The sequence below is a fragment of the Streptomyces caatingaensis genome, assembly GCF_001187435.1.
GTDB classification, from domain to species: Bacteria; Actinomycetota; Actinomycetes; order Streptomycetales; family Streptomycetaceae; genus Streptomyces; species Streptomyces caatingaensis.
On record NZ_LFXA01000018.1, the window covers coordinates 117453 to 134164 of the forward strand.

12 protein-coding genes and 1 pseudogene are annotated in these 16712 nt (G+C 73.9%); 5 read left to right on the plus strand and 8 right to left on the minus strand.

Features of this window, described 5'->3' with window-relative positions; genetic code table 11:
* Window positions 1-25: 25 nt before the first annotated feature.
* Together AC230_RS27200 and AC230_RS34775 are read left to right on the plus strand one after the other, a co-directional pair.
* Window positions 26-928: a metal-dependent hydrolase gene (locus AC230_RS27200; protein WP_049719012.1), complete on the plus strand. Its 903-nt coding sequence runs from the start codon at window positions 26-28 to the stop codon at window positions 926-928.
* A 33-nt stretch (window positions 929-961) separates the two neighbouring features.
* Window positions 962-1729 (plus strand): annotated as a pseudogene (locus AC230_RS34775) (MerR family transcriptional regulator); the annotation flags it as partial.
* A gap of 479 nt (window positions 1730-2208) precedes the next feature.
* Here the strand turns inward: AC230_RS34775 and AC230_RS27210 are convergent.
* Window positions 2209-3555, minus strand: coding sequence for a carotenoid oxygenase family protein (locus AC230_RS27210; RefSeq protein ID WP_049719014.1), 1347 nt, complete (start codon window positions 3553-3555; stop codon window positions 2209-2211).
* A 76-nt stretch (window positions 3556-3631) separates the two neighbouring features.
* The gene (locus AC230_RS27215) at window positions 3632-4207 is read right to left on the minus strand and encodes a hypothetical protein (RefSeq protein ID WP_049719015.1); all 576 of its coding nucleotides are present in this window, start codon (window positions 4205-4207) and stop codon (window positions 3632-3634) included.
* A 122-nt stretch (window positions 4208-4329) separates the two neighbouring features.
* Here AC230_RS27215 and AC230_RS27220 point away from each other — a divergent pair, with 122 nt between their 5' ends.
* On the plus strand, window positions 4330-4953 hold the full coding sequence (locus AC230_RS27220) for a PadR family transcriptional regulator (protein ID WP_078871614.1): 624 nt from the start codon (window positions 4330-4332) through the stop codon (window positions 4951-4953).
* 42 nt (window positions 4954-4995) lie between these two features.
* On the opposite strand, the gene pspAB is transcribed toward AC230_RS27220, so the two are convergent.
* Together pspAB and htpX are read right to left on the minus strand one after the other, a co-directional pair.
* Window positions 4996-5592: a PspA-associated protein PspAB gene (gene pspAB / locus AC230_RS27225; RefSeq protein WP_049719016.1), complete on the minus strand. Its 597-nt coding sequence runs from the start codon at window positions 5590-5592 to the stop codon at window positions 4996-4998.
* A 177-nt stretch (window positions 5593-5769) separates the two neighbouring features.
* The gene (gene htpX, locus AC230_RS27230) at window positions 5770-6672 is read right to left on the minus strand and encodes a zinc metalloprotease HtpX (RefSeq protein ID WP_049719017.1); all 903 of its coding nucleotides are present in this window, start codon (window positions 6670-6672) and stop codon (window positions 5770-5772) included.
* Window positions 6673-6838: 166 nt separating this feature from the next.
* Here htpX and AC230_RS27235 point away from each other — a divergent pair, with 166 nt between their 5' ends.
* Both AC230_RS27235 and AC230_RS27240 read left to right on the plus strand, forming a co-directional pair.
* On the plus strand, window positions 6839-7750 hold the full coding sequence (locus AC230_RS27235; protein ID WP_049719018.1) for an LLM class flavin-dependent oxidoreductase: 912 nt from the start codon (window positions 6839-6841) through the stop codon (window positions 7748-7750).
* Between the two features lie 92 nt (window positions 7751-7842).
* On the plus strand, window positions 7843-8724 hold the full coding sequence (locus AC230_RS27240) for an HAD family hydrolase (RefSeq protein WP_049719019.1): 882 nt from the start codon (window positions 7843-7845) through the stop codon (window positions 8722-8724).
* Between the two features lie 154 nt (window positions 8725-8878).
* Here AC230_RS27240 and AC230_RS34420 read toward each other — a convergent pair whose 3' ends face one another.
* From AC230_RS34420 to cydB, 4 genes are all read right to left on the minus strand, one after another.
* Entirely contained in the window at window positions 8879-9964 is a 1086-nt protein-coding gene (locus tag AC230_RS34420) for a M23 family metallopeptidase (protein ID WP_049719020.1), read from the minus strand.
* A gap of 116 nt (window positions 9965-10080) precedes the next feature.
* Window positions 10081-11772, minus strand: coding sequence for a GAF domain-containing sensor histidine kinase (locus AC230_RS27250; RefSeq protein WP_078871616.1), 1692 nt, complete (start codon window positions 11770-11772; stop codon window positions 10081-10083).
* Between the two features lie 9 nt (window positions 11773-11781).
* A complete protein-coding gene (gene cydD / locus AC230_RS27255) occupies window positions 11782-15495 on the minus strand; it encodes a thiol reductant ABC exporter subunit CydD (RefSeq protein ID WP_049719021.1) in 3714 nt (1237 codons plus the stop codon).
* A 202-nt stretch (window positions 15496-15697) separates the two neighbouring features.
* Window positions 15698-16699, minus strand: a complete 1002-nt coding sequence (gene cydB, locus AC230_RS27260) for a cytochrome d ubiquinol oxidase subunit II (protein ID WP_049719022.1) — start codon at window positions 16697-16699, stop codon at window positions 15698-15700.
* Window positions 16700-16712: the final 13 nt, after the last annotated feature.

Sequence of the window (16712 nt, forward strand, 5' to 3'; positions counted from 1 at the left end):
GGACCTTCGCAGGAGGAACCCGCACATGACCGACGGCTACCGCATCGCGCCCCGGCGCGTGAGCTTCGACTGGCGCGAGACGCCGCTCCACTGGATACCGGACGAGCCGACCGCCACCCACGTCATCAACGTCCTGCACCTGCTGCTGCCCGCCGGCGAACGGTGGTTCGTCAAGGTCTTCAAGGAGGCCCTTCCGCTGGTGCGCGACGAGGAACTGCTCAAGGACGTCAAGGGCTTCATGGGCCAGGAGGCCACCCACAGCGTCCAGCACTCCTACGTGCTCGACCACCTCGCCCACCAGGGCCTGGACACCACCGCCTACACCCGTCACGTGGAATACCTCTTCGACGTGCTGCTGGGTGAGCGGCCCCCGTTCGGCCTGCGCGTCTCCGACCGGGCCTGGCTGCGGTTCAGGCTGTCGGTGGTGGCGGCGACGGAGCAGTTCACCGCGGTGCTCGGCGACTGGGTGCTGCGGGCCGACGCCCTCGACCGCGCCGAGCCGGACCCGGTGATGCTCGACCTGCTGCGCTGGCACGGGGCGGAGGAGGTGGAGCACCGCTCGGTCGCCTTCGACATGTTCCAGCACTGCGGCGGCGAGGAACCCGCCCGCTACGCCCGCCGGCTGCTGGGCATGGCGATCACCGCTCCGGTGCTGACCTACATGTGGGCGGCCGGGGCGTCCTACCTGATCCGCCACGACCCCAGGCTCGCGGGGCGGCTGCGGTACACCCTCCGGCACCACAAGAGGGCCATCGAGAAAGGGCTGTTGCCCACCTGGCGCGAGCTGGGCGCCGCGATCCCGCGCTACCTCCGGCGCTCGTACCATCCCTCGCAGGAAGGGTCGTTGAGCAGGGCGGTCGACTACCTGGCGGTCTCGCCCGCGGCCCGGGGCGCGGGCGGCGGCCCGAAGGGCGCGGCCGCCTCCTAGGCCGCCCCCGGTCTCCCGCCGGGGCCCACGGTGATGGACGAGGAGCGACGCGTGACCGAACAGCCGGTGTACCGGATCGAGGACCTGGCCCACCGCAGCGGTGCCACCGTCCGCACCATCCGCGCCTACCTGGACCGGGGGCTGCTGCCGAAGCCCGAACGCCGGGGCCGGGCCAACGTCTACGGGGAGAACCACCTCGCGCGGCTCCGCCAGATCGGCGGTCTGCTCGACCGCGGCTACACCCTGGCCAGCATCAAGGAGCTGCTGGACGCCTGGGACACCGGCCGGGGACTGGGCGGCGTCCTCGGGCTGGTCGCCGAGGTGGACGGCCCCTGGACCGACGAACGCCCCGTCCGCGTCGACCGCGCCGACCTGACCGAGACCTTCGGCGGCCCGGACGAGAGCGCCCTGGAGGAGGCCGTGGAACTGGGCGTCCTCGAACGGCTCCCGGACACCCCGGACGTCTTCCTCGCCCCCAGCCCCCGGCTGCTGGCCGTGGCATCCGAACTGCACGCTGCGGGCGTCCCGTTGACCGCGGTCTCCGCCCACCTGCGCGAACTGCGCTCCCAGGTCGAGCACATCGCGGCCCGTTTCCTGGACTTCACCACCGAACATGTCTTCCGCCCCTATCTCGATCATCCGCCGAGCGACGACGTCGCCGCCCAGGCCGCCGACCTGGTGCGCCGGCTGCGCCCCCTCGCCCGCCAGACGGTGGACGCCGAACTCGCCCGCGCGATGCGGACGTTCGCCGTCCGCCACCTCCGCCACCACTTGGCCGAGTCCTCCTCCGCAGACCCCGACGCACCGGATGCCCTGGACGGCATGAAGGGCGTGAAGGGCGTGAACGGCCTGCACAGCTTGGACGGCCTGGACGGCCTGACCGGTCGGGACGACGTGGGCCATGTGGACAGCCTGGAGGACTCGGCGGAGCTGGAAGGCCCGGGTGAGCCGGGCGGGCCGTCCGGATCGGGTTCGCCGGGCGGATCGGGCGGGCCAGGCACGCCGTGCGGACCCGTCCGCCCGGACGCGACCGTCTCCCGCGGCGCCCCCGCCACCGAGCCCCCCGACCTCCGCAATCCCGGTGCCCCCGGTGACCCCGGCGACGGGCGCGCCCTCCACGACGGGTGGACCGTAGTCCGCCTGCCCCCTGCCACCGTCCGGGAGGTCCAGGCCCTGGTGGGTACCGGGGAGGAGGCCACGAGTGCCTTCATCGCCGCCGCCGCCGAACGCGAGGTTCGGAGCCGGGCCATGGACGCCCTCGCCGCGCCGCGCCGGCAACGTCAGCGGTCCGGCAGCCAGTTGCCATGGAATCCGTAGGGCACGCGCTGCGGCAGGTGGACGACGGCGACCGGCGGAGCGGCCAGGTCCTCGGCGTCGAGGATCACCAGGTCGCTGGTGTCGCTCGCCGCGTCGTGGACGTAGGTGATCAGCCACCCGGGGCCGCCCGGCCGGTCGTCCGCCGGCGCGAACGACGCCTCGGCCGGAGTGCGGCCCGGACCGAATATGTGGCGGGCCACGGAACCCGTCCGCAGGTCGTAGCGCAGCAGCTCGCCCCGGGGAACGGCGGATGAGGGGCTTTCGGCCACCGTGACGTGACCGTACCGGGCCGACTGCCCGGCGAGCCGGTCGTCGATGCGCGGGAACTCGCATCGCTGGTCGTCGAGTTGCTCCTCGGTCACCGTCCCCCTCGACAGATCGAGCGTCCACCGCCAGAGCGTGCCGTGGGCGGGTCCCAGGTCAGGGGCCGCGAAGTGCGGATAGCGGATGACGTGCAGGACGATCCGCTCACCGTCGGCGCCGGCCTCGTCGTGGGCGTTGAGCGCGTGGAAGACGTAGCAGGGATCGATCGGCAGCCAGCGCACCTCGCCATGAGGGTCGTCCCGGCGCAGCACCCCGAGCCTCGCGCCATAGGCCGGATCCCAGCTGTAGGGCATGCCGCCGCCCGCCCCGCGGGCCCGCTGTTCGTCGAAGACCACGGGCAGGTCCATGAAGACGACGTGGCCGGCGGTGAGATGGAAGTCGTGCATCATCGTGGGGCCCTGGACGTCCACGGGCCTGCTGATCTCCAACTCGCCGCTCCGCCCTGCCCGGTGATAGGTGAGGAAGGGAGCCTTCACCATGCCGTAGCCGAAGAAGTGGAGCTCTCCCGTGACGGGGCAGGTCTTGGGGTGGGCGGTCATCGGTGTGACCAGGCGTCCGCCGAAGTCGTAGACGCCTATGGTCTCCAGCTCGCGCCCCGGGCGGCAGTCCACCTCGTAGGGGAAGGAGGACTCCACCAGGGCGAGGGTGCGTCCCGCGTGCCGCACCACATGGGTGTTGGCGACGCCCGCCGTGAGATCCATGCCGCCGCGCCCGTCGTGGATCCGGGCGCCGTGGGTGAAGGTGGAGGTGCGCACCCAGCGGTTGCGGTAGGAGGTGGCCCGTCCGCCCTCCAGGCGGACTCCGTGGATCATGCCGTCGCCGAAGAACCAGTGGCCGGAGGCCGCGTCGTGCGGGTTGGGGCCGTTGCGCAGATACCAGCCGCTGAGCTCGGGCGGGATCGCCCCGGTGACGGGGAGGTCGTGGGCGGTCAGCTCTTCGGTGACCGGTGCGAAGTTGCCCGCGAGGTGGGCGGGGGCCGTTGTCATGCTGCGCTCCTTCAGGGGTGCTCACGAGGCTCTTGAGGAGGGATAGGTGCCGGGCGCGTCGGCCGCCCGGCCGGTGTCACCGCACCGAAGGCGTCACCACGCGGGCGGCGGCGCCGTGGGCCCGGGCGTTCTTGACGTAGTGGCGGGTGAACGCCACCGGAAGGACGAAGCCGACTATCTGCACCAGCTGAGCGGCCACACCGCCGAGGCCGGCCGCGTGGATCGCGGCCACGGAGGCGGCGGTCACGGTGAAGGAGGTGGCCCAGGCACTGGTGATCACGACGTTGATCCGGCGGAAGACGGGCGTCTCCCATACGGCGGGCGGGGCCTGCCGCTTGGCTATTCCGGTGGTGAAGGGGCGGCCGATCGCGATCGTGCCCCAGGCGGTGAGGGCCAGCCAGCCCAGGGAGAGGGCACCGGCGTACTCCCCGAGGGGACCGGCGGGTACGGCGAAGGCCAGGACGTTGAGGATGACGAAGAAGAGGGCCGCGCTGCTGTCCAGGATGAGCGCTTCGGCAGGCGTGCCGGAACGCAGTTCGTTGACCAGGACCCCGACGGCGAAGACCAGCCCGGCCGCCGCGCCCCACTGCAAGCCGAACGAGGACGCGATCGCGAAGGCGATCCAGGCGATGAAGCCGCGCAAGTAGTCCATGGGAGTCTCCTCAGCCGATCGGGTCCGGGTCCGGTCGGCCGCTCGCCGACGTTCCAACTGTGACACGTCGAATTTAGAACGTCCATCCTTGACGTGTCAATGCTGGAAGGTAGGGTGAGGGCATGAGCCTGAGACACGCGATGCTGGGCCTGCTGGCCGACCGCCCCGCCAGCGGCTACGACCTGATGCGGACGTTCGAGACGTCCCTCGCCAACGTCTGGCCCGCCACGCAGAGTCAGGTCTACGGCGAGCTGGCGAAGCTGACGAAGGAGGGCCTGCTGGAAGCGGCCTCCGAAGGCCCCCGCGGGCGCAAGGAGTACGCGATCACCGACAGCGGCCTGGCGGAACTGCGCCGTTGGCTGCTGCAGGAGGAGTCGCGCAAGGTGCGCAGCGAGGCCCTGCTGAGGGTGTTCTTCCTCGACCGGCTCACCCCGGTCGAGGCCGTCGCCTACCTCCTCGGCGAGGCCGAGCGCGCGGCCCGCCAGCACCGGGAGCTCGAGGAGCTGGAGCGGAAGATCGACTGGGACGACGGCCCGCTGTCGACCAACGGCCGCCTCAGCCTCGAATACGGCCTGCGCTTCACCGCCATGCGGGAGGAGTGGGCCCGCTGGGCGGCCGAGGAGTACCGGCGGGCCCGAGGGGGAGCCCCTCGCGAGGAGTCGGCCGGCGCCTCGTCGTCCGGCCCGGCGGGCGACGACAGGGAGGACGTTCGGAAGACCGCGGGGGCGCCCCGGCACCAGGGATGAGCGGAGAGGGCAGCCGCCCGGCCGCCCGCGGCGGTGCGCGCCTCACAGACCCGGCGCGCCCCACACCGGGAACCAGCGGCTCAGGTCCCCCTCGATCCGCAGGTCGTCCTCCAGCAACGCCCGCACCTGGATCTCCAGTTCGTGGTCGCGCCGCTCCCCTCCTCCCCGCACCGGGGCGAAGGGATAGAACGTGCCGCGCTTGTAGAGGTAGACGAGGCCCAGCGACCGCTGCCGGGCGTCGTGGAAGGTCATCAGGGAGCACAGCAACTGGGGTCCGAAACCGCCCTCCTGAAGGAGTGTGTTGACCGCATGGAGATCGTTGACCAGGCCCGCCGTGTCCTCCGGGGAGTGGCGGGCGAGCAGCCAGGTGTAGCCGTAGGCGTCCCGGCTGAACTCCACGGGCGCCCCGGCACGCGCCGCGCCCGTGTGCGCGTCCGCGTCCAGCAGCTCCCGCACCTCCTGCCGCACGCTGTCGAAGGCCCCGCCCTCCACACTGGCGAAGCACACCGACCCCAGCCCGGTCGGGTCCAGCCCGGCGCCGGCCTTGAGGGTCACGGCCGCGGAGGGCAGGCCGAAGAGCTGGTCGAGATCCGGGCGGACGGGCTTGCTGCGCCCGAGGATGACATCCAGGAATCCCACGGCTGCACGGCTCCTTCCGGCGGTCTCCGCCCCCTCGTGGCTGCCCGCCTCCTCCTGTCTGCCCGTACCCCGTCCCGCCCTCCCCCGACCGCCCCGCATCTCATGCGTTTGCCACCCGGCCGCGCCTCGCGCGACCCTGCCGCCCGCCCGCCCCGCGGCCCCGCGGCCGGTGTCCCGTCAGGCCCGCCCGAGCCGGACCGAGATCCTGGCGAGCTGGTCCAGCCGCTGCTCCAGCGTGGGGTGCGAGGAGAGCAGACTGCTCAGCGTCTCCTTGGAGAAGGCCGGGGCGAACCAGAAGGCGTTGAACGGCTCGGCCTGCCGCAGGTCGCGGGTCGGGATCCTGGCCATCTCCCCGGTGACCTTGGTGAGGGCCGACGCAAGCGCCGACGGCCGTCCCGTCAGCAGCGCGGCCGCCCGGTCGGCGGACAGCTCCCGGTAGCGGGACAGCAGCCGTGTCAGCAGGAAGCTGATGACGTACACCACGGCGCTGACCAGCGGAATCACCACCATCAGCACGGCGGTGTTGGCATCTCGTCCACCGGCCCGGCGCAGCCCTCCCCACAGCCCGATCCGGGTGATGATCCCGGCCAGGACGCCGAGGAACGACGCGATGGTCATCACCGCCACATCCCGGTGCGCCACGTGCGAGAGCTCGTGCGCCAGCACGCCCTCCAGCTCCTCCGGCTCCAGCCGGCGCAGCAGCCCCGTCGTCGCACAGACCAGGGCGTTCTTCTGATTGCGCCCGGTGGCGAAGGCATTGGGCACATCGGTGTCGGCGATCGCCACCCGCGGCTTGGGCATGTCCGCCAGCGCGCACAACCGGTCCACCGCGCCGTGCAGTTCCGGCGCCTCCTGCGGGGTGACCTCCCGCGCGCCCATCCCGTACGCAGCGATGCGGTCGCTGAACCAGAACTGCGCGACGAACACACCGCCCGCCAGCAGCAGCACGATGGGCCAGGCGCCGCGCAGCAGCGCGACCAGCACGCCGACGAACACCACGTAGAGCAGGCCGATGAAGAACATCGTGGTGACCATGCGGGTGGTCAGCCCGCGGTCGGGGGTGAAACGGGTCTCGCGCACGGTGACCTCCCAGACTCCGCGGCGGCGGGGGCACGTCCTGCCGGGTTCCCTGTCCCGATTCTCCCTCTCCTCCGCCCTCGCCGGAGGCCCCCGGTCCCCCCGGTCCCCACCGGTGGCCACCGCCCTCGACGAAGGCCCTGTCCGACCGTCGCCGTAGGCTCGGGGCATGACCTCGCCCCATCGCCTGAGCACCGTGATCCTCCCCGTCCGCCGCTGGCACGAGGGCGGCCGCGACCAGTGGCTGCGCGCCGAGGAGCTCGGTTTCCACACCGCGTACACCTACGACCACCTGTCCTGGCGGAGTTTCCGCGACGGCCCGTGGTTCGGCGCCGTTCCCACCCTGACGGCCGCGGCCACGGCCACCTCCCGGATGCGCCTGGGCACCCTGGTCACCTCGCCGAACTTCCGGCACCCGGTGACCCTGGCCAAGGAGCTGATCTCGCTGGACGACATCTCCGGCGGCCGCGTCACCCTGGGCATAGGAGCGGGAGGCTCCGGCTTCGACGCGACGGCCCTCGGGCAGGAGGCGTGGTCGCCCCGGGAGCGCGCCGACCGCTTCGCGGAGTTCGTCCCGCTGCTCGACCGGCTGCTGACCGAGGGGGCCGTCAGCCACGGCGGCACGTTCTACTCGGCGGACGAGGCCCGCAACATCCCCGGCTGCGTCCAGCGGCCGCGCCTGCCGTTCGCCGTCGCCGCCACCGGCCCGCGCGGGCTGCGGCTGGCGGCCCGCCACGGCCAGGCGTGGGTGACCACCGGCGACCCCAAGCTCTTCGAGAGCGGCACGCCGGAGCAGTCCCGCGCGGCCCTCCGCACCCAGCTGGCCAGGCTGGGCGCGGCCTGCGAGGAGGCCGGCCGGGACGTCGCCGAGCTGGACAAGATCCTGCTCACCGGCTTCACCCCCGACCGCGGCCGTCCCCTGGAGTCCCTGGACGCGTTCGTCGACTTCGCGGGCGAGCACTACGCCCTGGGCTTCACGGAGATCGTCGTCCACTGGCCCATTCCCGGCTCGGACTTCGCCGCCGACCAGCAGGTCTTCGAAAGGATCGCCACCGAGGCGCTCGACAAGCTGGGCCGCTGAGCCCGCGCCGGGTCGCGTCCCCGGTCCGGGGGCGCGACCGACCGCCCACGCACCCGTGCGCCCCGCCGCACCGTGTGGCCGAGAATGGGAGCGTGACTTCAGCTACCGAGCAGCCCGAGACCCCCGCCGGCCGCCGGAGACAGCCGATACCCCGGCTGATCGCCACCGACCTCGACGGCACCCTGCTGCGGGACGACAAGACGGTCTCGGACCGCACGGTCGCCGCGCTGGCCGCCGCCGAGGCCGCCGGGATCGAGGTCTTCTTCGTCACCGGCCGCCCCACCCGCTGGATGGACGTGGCCAGCGACCACGTCCACGGGCACGGGCTCGCCATCTGCGCGAACGGCGCCGCCGTCGTGGACCTGCGCGACGGCGGCCGGTTCGTCGAGGTCCGGCCGCTGGAGCGGGCCGACGCCCTGGCCGTCGTCCACATGGTGCGTGCCGCCGTCCCCGGCACGACCTTCGCCGTCGAACGCACCACGGGCTTCCACTACGAGCCGGAGTACCCGCCGTTCATGCTCAGCGAGGACGCGGTCGCGGCCACCGCCGAGGAGTTCCTCGCCGAGGACGCCCGCGCGTACGACGGCGGCCCCTGCGGCCCCGTCCTCAAGCTGCTCGCCCACCACCCCGCGCTCGCGCCCGACGACTTCCTCACCCGCGCCCGCGCGGCGGCCGGCGCCCATGGCTCGTTCACCCGGTCCAGCCCGACCGCGCTGCTGGAGATCAGCGGCCCCGGCGTCAGCAAGGCCAGCACGCTGGCCCGGTACTGCGCCGAGCACGGCATCGCGTCCGAGGACGTCGTGGCGTTCGGGGACATGCCCAACGACCTGGAGATGCTCGGCTGGGCCGGTGTCTCGTACGCGATGGCCAACGCCCATCCCGACGTCCTGGCCGCCACCACGCACCGCACCGCCGGCAACAACGACGACGGCGTCGCGGAGGTCATCGAAAGGATTCTGCACGGCCGCTCCTGACCACAGCCCCCCCCACAGCCCCCCATGGCCCCCGCCACGGCCCGCCGCGTGGAACGAACACGGCAGACGAACGCGGCAAGGCGAAACGCGGCAGGACGAACACGGCAACGCACCCGGCAGGCGCACACGGCCTCACCGACCCGGCGGCGCGGCCTCACAGGCCCACACCGCGCCTGCGCAACCACTCCACCGGATCGACCGAGGAGCCGAACTCCGGGCTCGTACGGACCTCGAAGTGCAGGTGGGGCCCGGTGGAGTTGCCGGTGGTCCCGGAGAGCCCGATCCACTCCCCGGGCCGCACCCGCCGCCCCGGCGCCACCAGCGCCGCGGACAGGTGCGCGTACTGCGAGTACCAGCCGCCCGGGTGCCGGACGACCAGGCTGATGCCGAACGCCCCGCCGCAGCCCGCGTCGACCACCGTGCCCGGCCCGACCGAGCGCACCGGCGTACCGGTGGGCACGGCGAAGTCCTGTCCGGTGTGCGTGCCGGACCAGTTCGCGCCGGAGCCGCCGTACCCGGCCGAGAGCCGGTACGAGACCACCGGGCGCGTCCAGCGGCGCCCGCCCCGCTCCCCCTCCGGACGCAGGTCGTCGTCGTCCGTGTCCAGCACGTCGCGGTCCACCGGGGAGCAGCGGCCGCCGTCGACCGTGGCGGCGGCCGTGCGGTCGAGCTCCTCGCGCGCCGCCTCCAGCCGGCCGGAGGCTCCGCCCAGCGCCCTGCGCAGCAGCGTCGTGTCCCGGTCAAGCGCCCGCCAGGAGGACACCGTCGCCCGTTCCTCCCGCTCCAGGGCCCGGCCCCGGTCGTCGGCGTCGCTCAGCCTGCGGGCCAGCCGCTCCCGGCGTTCGGCGTCGGTCTCCTGGAGGGCCAGCAGCTCGAAGGGGTCGTCCGAGAAGCGCGGGCTGTCCGGAGCGGTGAAGCCGCCGGTCCGGTACTGCGCCCGGGCGGCGGCGCCCGCGTCCTCGCGCAGCACCGACGACACGAACCGCTGCCCGCTGAGCCGCTGCGCCAGCCGCTCGGCCTCCGCCCTGCGCTCCCGCGCGGCGGGCAGGGCCCTGTCGTAGCGCTCCCTGATCAGCGCCTCCTCCCGGGCCAGCCGGTAGACGTCGGCACCGGCCCGGGCGAGCCGGTCGGGAGCCCGCACGGCGGCCGAGGGCCCGGAGGCGAGCACCGGATACACCACGGCGCACAGGGCGCAGAAGGCGCCCACCGCGTGCCGGCGGGACCGGCACGGGCGCGCCACGCGTGGACGATGGGGACGCGGTCGCCACATGGACGTGATCGTGACGCGGAGCGCGGGGGCGCGCTTCCGCAGAGGACCGTTCGGAGGATCCGGCCCGCGCCCCCCGGGGGTGTCCGCTAGAGCGGCGCCTCCCACACCACACGCGTCCCGCGCCCGTCCAGCCCCGGCCCGTACGTGCTGGAGCCGCCCAGCGACTCGGCCCGCTTGGCGAGGTTCCGCAGCCCGCTGCGCCGGCCGCCCTCCGGGATGCCGACGCCGTCGTCCGCGACGGTGAGCCGCACCGCCTCCCGGCCGTCCGGCAGGTGCGCCGTGGCGTCGACGACGACCTCGATCCGCGACGCCCGGGCGTGCCGGAAGGCGTTGGACAGCGCCTCGCGCAAGGCCGCGACCAGGTTCTTCCCGGTCCGCTCGCCGACCTTGGCGTCCACGGCCCCGACGAACGTCGCCGAGGGCTGGAAACCGAGCGGCACGGCCGCGGTCCCGATCTCCCGCAGGACGCGCGTGCGCAGCCCGGCGGGCGCCTCGGCGGGCCCCTGCTGGAGGGCGAAGATCGCGGTGCGGATCTCCTGGATGGTCACGTCCAGCTCGTCCACGGCCTGGCCGACCGTGGTGCGCACCTCCGGCACCACCGCCTTGCGCTGGGCGCTCTCCAGCAGCAGACCGGTCGCGAACAGCCGCTGGATGACGAGGTCGTGCAGGTCCCGCGCGATGCGGTCGCGGTCCTCGTAGACGGCGAGCCGCTCGCGGTCGCGCTGCGCCTCGGCCAGGACGAGCGCGAGCGCGGCCTGGGCGGCGAACTGGCCCGCCAGGGTGCGCTCGGCGGCGGTGTACGGACGGGCGCCCCGGTCGCGGGGGATGGCGAGCGTGCCCAGCACCCGTCCGCCGCTCTTGAGCGGCAGCAGCATGCTGGGCCCGAAGCGCGGGGCCACGCCCGTGACCATGCGGGGGTCGGTGGCCGAGTCCTCGACGAACACCGGCTCGCCGGCGAGGAGCCGGTCGACGACCGGGCTGTGCGGCGGTATCACCGTCCCCAGCAGGTCCGTCGGGTCGTCGGCGGCGACGGCCACCATCTCCAGCCCGCCCTCGTCGTCCGGCAGCAGGACGATCCCGGCGGCCGAGTCCGCGAGCCTGCGCGCCTGCTCGGCGACGACGGACAGCGCGTCCTCCGCGTCGCTGCCGGACAGCAGCGCCGTGGTGACCGCCACCGAGCCGTCGATCCAGCGCATGCGCTGGCGGCCCTCCTCGTACACCCGGGCGTTGCCGATCGCGATGCCCGCCTCGGTGGCGAGGATCTTCACCATGTGCAGGTCCGCGACGCCGAACTCGCCGCCGCCGCGCTTGCCCGTGAGGTAGAGGTTCCCGAAGATCTCGCCGTCGACGCGGATGGGGACGGCGAGGAAGTCACCGGGAGCACCGGGGGGCGTGCTGTGGCTCAGCAGGGCGCCCAGCAGTCCCCAGCCGCCGTCGTCCGCGCCGATGCGGCGGTGTTCCTCCTCGGGGATCCCGTAGGTGACGAAGTCGGCGAGCCCCTCGCCGGCGGGGTCGGCCGCCTGGCTGACGGCGATGGCGGCGTAGCGGGCGTCGGCGAGCTCGGCGGCGGTCCCGGCGATCCGGTCGAGCGTGCCGTGCAGCTCCGGACCGGTGCCGACCGAGCGCATGGCCTCCAGCAGTTGAGGGATCCGCGCGGTCAGCTCCGTCGACATGCCCTGGAGGCTCCGGGTGGCCTCCGTGGCGGCGGCCAGCGGGTCCAGCGGCCCTCCGGGCGGGGCGGTGTCCTGGGGACCGGAGGGGTTTTCCGTGGCGGGCATACCCAGAGATTAATAAGTACCTTTTGCCATGGAAAGCGGCTGATGAGCCGAAAGCGCGGAATGCTCCAGGTCGGCCTCCGCACGCTCCCGCTCCAGCATCTGCCGGAACGTTCCGTCCGCCGCCGCCAGTTCCCGGTACGTCCCGCGTTCCACGATGCGGCCGGCGTCCAGCACGACGATCTCGTCGACCGCGTCGAGCCCGGCCAGCCGGTGGGTGATCAGCACCGTGGTCCGGCCCTCGGTGACCGCCAGCAGATCGGCGGTCAGCGCGTCCGCGGTCGCCACGTCCAGGTGTTCCGCGGGCTCGTCCAGCACCAGCACCGGGAAGTCCGCCAGCAGCGCGCGGGCGAGCGCCAGCCGCTGCCGCTGGCCCCCGGACAGGCGCGCGCCGTGCTCCCCGACCATCGTGTCGAGCCCCTGGGGCAGCGCCTCGACCCAGTCCAGCAGCCGGGCGGCGCGCAGCGCCTCGCGCAGCCGCTCGTCGTCCGCGTCCGGGCGGGCGAGCCGCAGGTTCTCGCGCAGCGAACTGTCGAAGAGATGCGCGTCCTGGGCGCACAGGCCCACGAGACGGCGCACGGCGTCACCGTCCATCCCCGCCGCGTCCCGGCCACCGAGGGCGTACGCCCCCGTCCCGGCGTCCAGGAAGCGCAGCAGCACCTGCGCGAGCGTCGTCTTGCCCGCGCCGGACCGCCCGACGACCGCGACCCTGCGCCCCGCCGTCAGCTCCAGGCCGACGTCGCACAACGCCGGTTCCGCACGGCCCGGGTAGCGCGCGGTCAGCCCCGTCAGCCGCAGGGGGAACGGGGACGACGGCGCGGGCCCCGTCCCGTCGCGCACCGGCTCCGGAGCGTCCAGCACCTCGTACACCCGCTCCGCGGAGCGGCGCATCCGCTGCCGGTGCTGGACCGCCGCGGGCAGCCCGGTCACCGCCTCGAACGCGGCCAGCGGCAACAGCACCACGACGGCGAGCCACACGCCGCCGAGCCGCCCGTCGTGGACCGCCCCCACACCGGCCCAGGCGGCCGCCGCGACGGTCAACCCGCAGGCCAGGGACGTCAGTCCGGCGCCGAGGGCGGTGGCCGCGGCGGCCCGGCGGGCGATCCGGGTCAGGGCGGCGTCCACCCGCCGCAACCCCGCGAGCCGGGCGGGCAGCGCGCCGGCGACGGTGAGTTCGGCGAGGCCGGACAGCAGGCCGACCACACCGTCCGACAACTCGCCGCGCGCGGGCGCCAGTCGCCGCTCGGCCCGCCGGGCGACGGCGGCCGACAGGACGGGCACCACCGCGCCCGCCGTCAGCAGGCCGGCCGCCAGGATCGCCCCGGCCTCGGGGAGCAGCCAGGCGGTGAACCCGACGGCCGCCCCGCCCACGAGGACGGCCGAGCCCAGCGGCAGCAGCCAGCGCAGGAAGTAGTCCTGGAGCGCGTCCACGTCGGTGACCAGCCGGGACAGCAGGTCGCCGCGGCGGGTGTCGCGCAGCCCGGCGGGGGCCAGCCGCTCCAGCCGCCGGTAGACGGAGACCCGCATCCCGGCCAGCGCGCGCAGCACCGCGTCGTGCGAGACGAGGCGCTCGGCGTAGCGGAAGACGGAACGTCCGATGCCGAAGGCGCGTGTCGCCGTGACGGCCACCATCAGGTAGAGGACGGGCGGCTGTTGGGAGGCGCGGGAGATCAGCCATCCGGAGACGGCCATCAGGCCGGTCGCACTGGCCAGCGCCAGGCTGCCGAGCAGCAGCGCCAGCCAGAACCTGCCGCGGTAGGGGCGGCCTTCGGCGCGCACACGGGCCAGGGGGGCGGATGTGGGGGGCTCGGGCGCGGGGGCCCCGGCGCCCGGAGCGCCGCCCGCCGGCGCGTCCGGAGTCCGCACGCCCTGGGCCGGCAGGTGTGATCCCGCCCCGTCCGGAGCCGGCACTTCCCGAGCCGGTACTTGCGGAGCCGGCCCTTCCGGAGCCGGCGCGCCAGCTGGAAGGGCGGCACCACCAGGGCCGGTACCGTCCGCGCCCACGGAGGCGGGACCGCCGGACGCAGGACCGCCGGACGCGGCGGCACCGGCGCGACCGGCGCCTCCCGGCACGGCACCGGACGGCCGGACTTCTCCCGGCTCCCCGAGCCGCACCACCCGGTCCGCCACGGCCAGCAGGGCCGGGCGGTGCACGACCAGCAGCACCGTCCGGCCCTCGGCGAGCCGTCGCACCGCCTCGACGACCGCCGCCTCGGTCTCGCCGTCCAGGTTCGCCGTCGGCTCGTCCAGGAGCAGCACGGGCCGGTCGGCGAGGAACGCCCGTGCCAGGGCCAGGCGTTGGCGCTGACCGGCCGACAGACCGGCCCCGTCGTCGCCGAGGCGAGTGTCAGTGCCCTGCTCCATCATGGAGACGAAATCGAGCGCACCCGCCGCGCGGAGCGCGTCGCGCAGCTGTGCGTCGGTGGCGTCCGGCCGTGCCAGCCGTACGTTCTCGGCGACGGTGCCGGCGAAGAGATGAGGCCGTTGCGGGACCCAGGCGACCTGGGCCCGCCAGCTTTCGGGGGAGAGCGATGACAGATCGACGCCGTCCACGGACACCCGCCCGCTCGCGGGGCGTTGGAGACCGAGGAGGACGTTCAGCAGGGTCGACTTGCCGGAGCCACTGGCTCCGGTCAGGGCGACCGTCTCACCGGGCCGCACCTCGAACGAGGTCTCGGGCAGAGAGGCCCGGTCCCGTCCCGGGTGGCGGACCACCAGCCGCTCCACACGGAGCACGGCGTCCCGCGCGTCGGGCGCGGGACGGCTGCCCTCGGCCGGCGGTTCGGTCTCCAGGACGGCGAAGACCCGGTCGGCGGCGGCCAGCCCCTCCGCCGCCGCGTGGTACTGGGCGCCCACCTGCCGCAGCGGCAGATACGCCTCGGGCGCCAGCACGAGCACCAACAGTCCGGTCTGGAGATCGAGTTCGCCGTGGACGAGGCGCATGCCGATGCCCACCGCGACCAGGGCGACCGACAGGGTCGAGAGCAGCTCCAGGGCGAAGGAGGAGAGGAAGGCGATGCGCAGGGTGCGCAGGGTGGCGCGCCGGTAGTCGTCGGTGATGGCGCGGATGGACGCGGCCTGGGCCTTGGCCCGGCCGAAGACCTTGAGCGTCGGCAGCCCGGCGACGACGTCGAGGAAATGCCCGGAGAGCCGGGACAGCAGATGCCACTGGCGGTCCATGCGGGACTGGGTGACCCAGCCGATGAGCGCCATGAACAGCGGAATCAGGGGGAGGGTGAGGACGATGACCAGCGCCGAGACCCAGTCGGCGGAGACGATACGGGCGAGGACGGCGACGGGCACCACGACCGCCAGACCAAGCTGGGGCAGGTAGCGGGCGAAGTAGTCGTCGAGCGCGTCGACGCCGCGGGTGGCCAGAGCGGTCAGCTCGCCGGTGTTCACCGCGCCCGGGCCGAGCCGGGCGGTGTGCGCCAGCAGCCGGCCGCGCAGTTCGGACTTGACCGCGGCGCTCGCCCGGTGCGCGGCGAGCTCGGTGAGCCAGGAGACCAGGGCCCTGCCGGCCGCGGTCGCGGCCAGCAGGGCCAGGGGGACGGCCAGGTCGCCGGCCGTGCGGCCGCGCTGGAAGGCGCCGGTCACCGTCTCGGCGATCAGCATCGCCTGGGCGATGACCAGTCCGGCCCCGGCCAGCCCCAGCAGGACGGACGCGGCCAGGAAGAACCGGGTCGCGGAGGCGTACCGGAGGAGTCGGGGATCCACGGGCTTCATCCGCTCATCCTCCTTCAGTGGATTCTCTGGTGCGGGTCTCGCGGTGTGGTCTCGCAGTGCGGTGGCTCAGTGCGCGTGCACTCCGTGCGTTCGCTCAGTGCGTTTACTCACTGCACGTTCGCCCGGCGCGTTCGCACACCGCTCGCTCGGCGCGTCCGCGCGTCGCACGCTCGCCCGGCACGTCCGCACACCGCGCGTCCGCTCAGTGCGCGGCCGGGATGTGCCGGGTGCCGATCCGCTGCCGGAAGACCCAGTACGTCCATGCCTGGTAGGCGAGGACCACGGGCGTCATGAAGCCCGCGATCCAGGTCATGATCTTCAACGTGTAGGGGCTGGACGCCGCGTTGGTGACGGTCAGGCTCCACTCGGCGTTGCTGGAGGAGGGCATGACGTCGGGGAAGAGCGCGAGGAAGAGCATCGCGAAGGCGGCCACGACGGTGAGCCCCGACAGGGCGAACGCCCAGCCCTCCCGGCCCCGTTGGTTCATGACCAGGGCGCCGGCCAGCGCCGCCACGGCGACGGCCAGGGCCGGCAGGCTGCGCCCGTTGCCCGCCTCGGCCTGGGTCCAGGCGAGGAAGGCGACGGTCAGGACCCCGGCGACCACGCCGGACCGGGCGGCGAAGGCCCTGGCCCGGTACCGGATGTCGCCGACGGTCTTGAGGGCGGCGAAGACGGCGCCGTGGAAGGTGAAGAGGACGAGCGTGAGGAGGCCGCCCAGCAGGGCGTAGGGGCTCAGCAGGTCGGCGAGACCGCCGTTGAAGTTCTTGTCCGGCCCGATCGGCACCCCGCGCACGATGTTGGCGAAGGCGACGCCCCAGAGGAAGGCGGGGATCAACGAGCACCAGAAGATGGCGTGTTCCCAGTTGCGCTGCCAGCGCTCGCCGCTGCGCTTGTGCCGGTACTCGAAGGCGACGCCGCGGACGATCAGGCAGACCAGGACGGCGAGCAGCGGCAGGTAGAAGCCGCTGAAGAGGGTGGCGTACCAGTCGGGAAAGGCGGCGAAGGTGGCACCGGCGGCGGTGATGAGCCAGACCTCGTTGGCGTCCCAGACGGGGCCGATCGTGTTGATCAGCACCCGGCGTTCGGTGCGGTCCTTGGCGAGCGCCTTGGTGAGCACGCCGATGCCGAAGTCGAAGCCCTCGAGGAAGAAGTAGCCCGTCCACAGGACGGCTATCAGCAGGAACCAGAAGTCGTGGAGGTGCATGGTCGGTTCTCCG

Excerpts from the sequence above, each read along its gene's own strand:
- AC230_RS27215 (WP_049719015.1), bottom strand. The coding sequence starts at position 4,207 with ATGGACTACTTGCGCGGCTTCATCGCCTGGATCGCCTTCGCGATCGCG.
- AC230_RS27250 (WP_078871616.1), bottom strand. The coding sequence starts at position 11,772 with ATGCCCGCCACGGAAAACCCCTCCGGTCCCCAGGACACCGCCCCGCCC.
- cydD (WP_049719021.1), bottom strand. The coding sequence starts at position 15,495 with ATGAAGCCCGTGGATCCCCGACTCCTCCGGTACGCCTCCGCGACCCGG.
- AC230_RS27235 (WP_049719018.1), top strand. The coding sequence starts at position 6,839 with ATGACCTCGCCCCATCGCCTGAGCACCGTGATCCTCCCCGTCCGCCGC.
- AC230_RS27220 (WP_078871614.1), top strand. The coding sequence starts at position 4,330 with ATGAGCCTGAGACACGCGATGCTGGGCCTGCTGGCCGACCGCCCCGCC.
- AC230_RS27200 (WP_049719012.1), top strand. The coding sequence starts at position 26 with ATGACCGACGGCTACCGCATCGCGCCCCGGCGCGTGAGCTTCGACTGG.
- AC230_RS27210 (WP_049719014.1), bottom strand. The coding sequence starts at position 3,555 with ATGACAACGGCCCCCGCCCACCTCGCGGGCAACTTCGCACCGGTCACC.
- cydB (WP_049719022.1), bottom strand. The coding sequence starts at position 16,699 with ATGCACCTCCACGACTTCTGGTTCCTGCTGATAGCCGTCCTGTGGACG.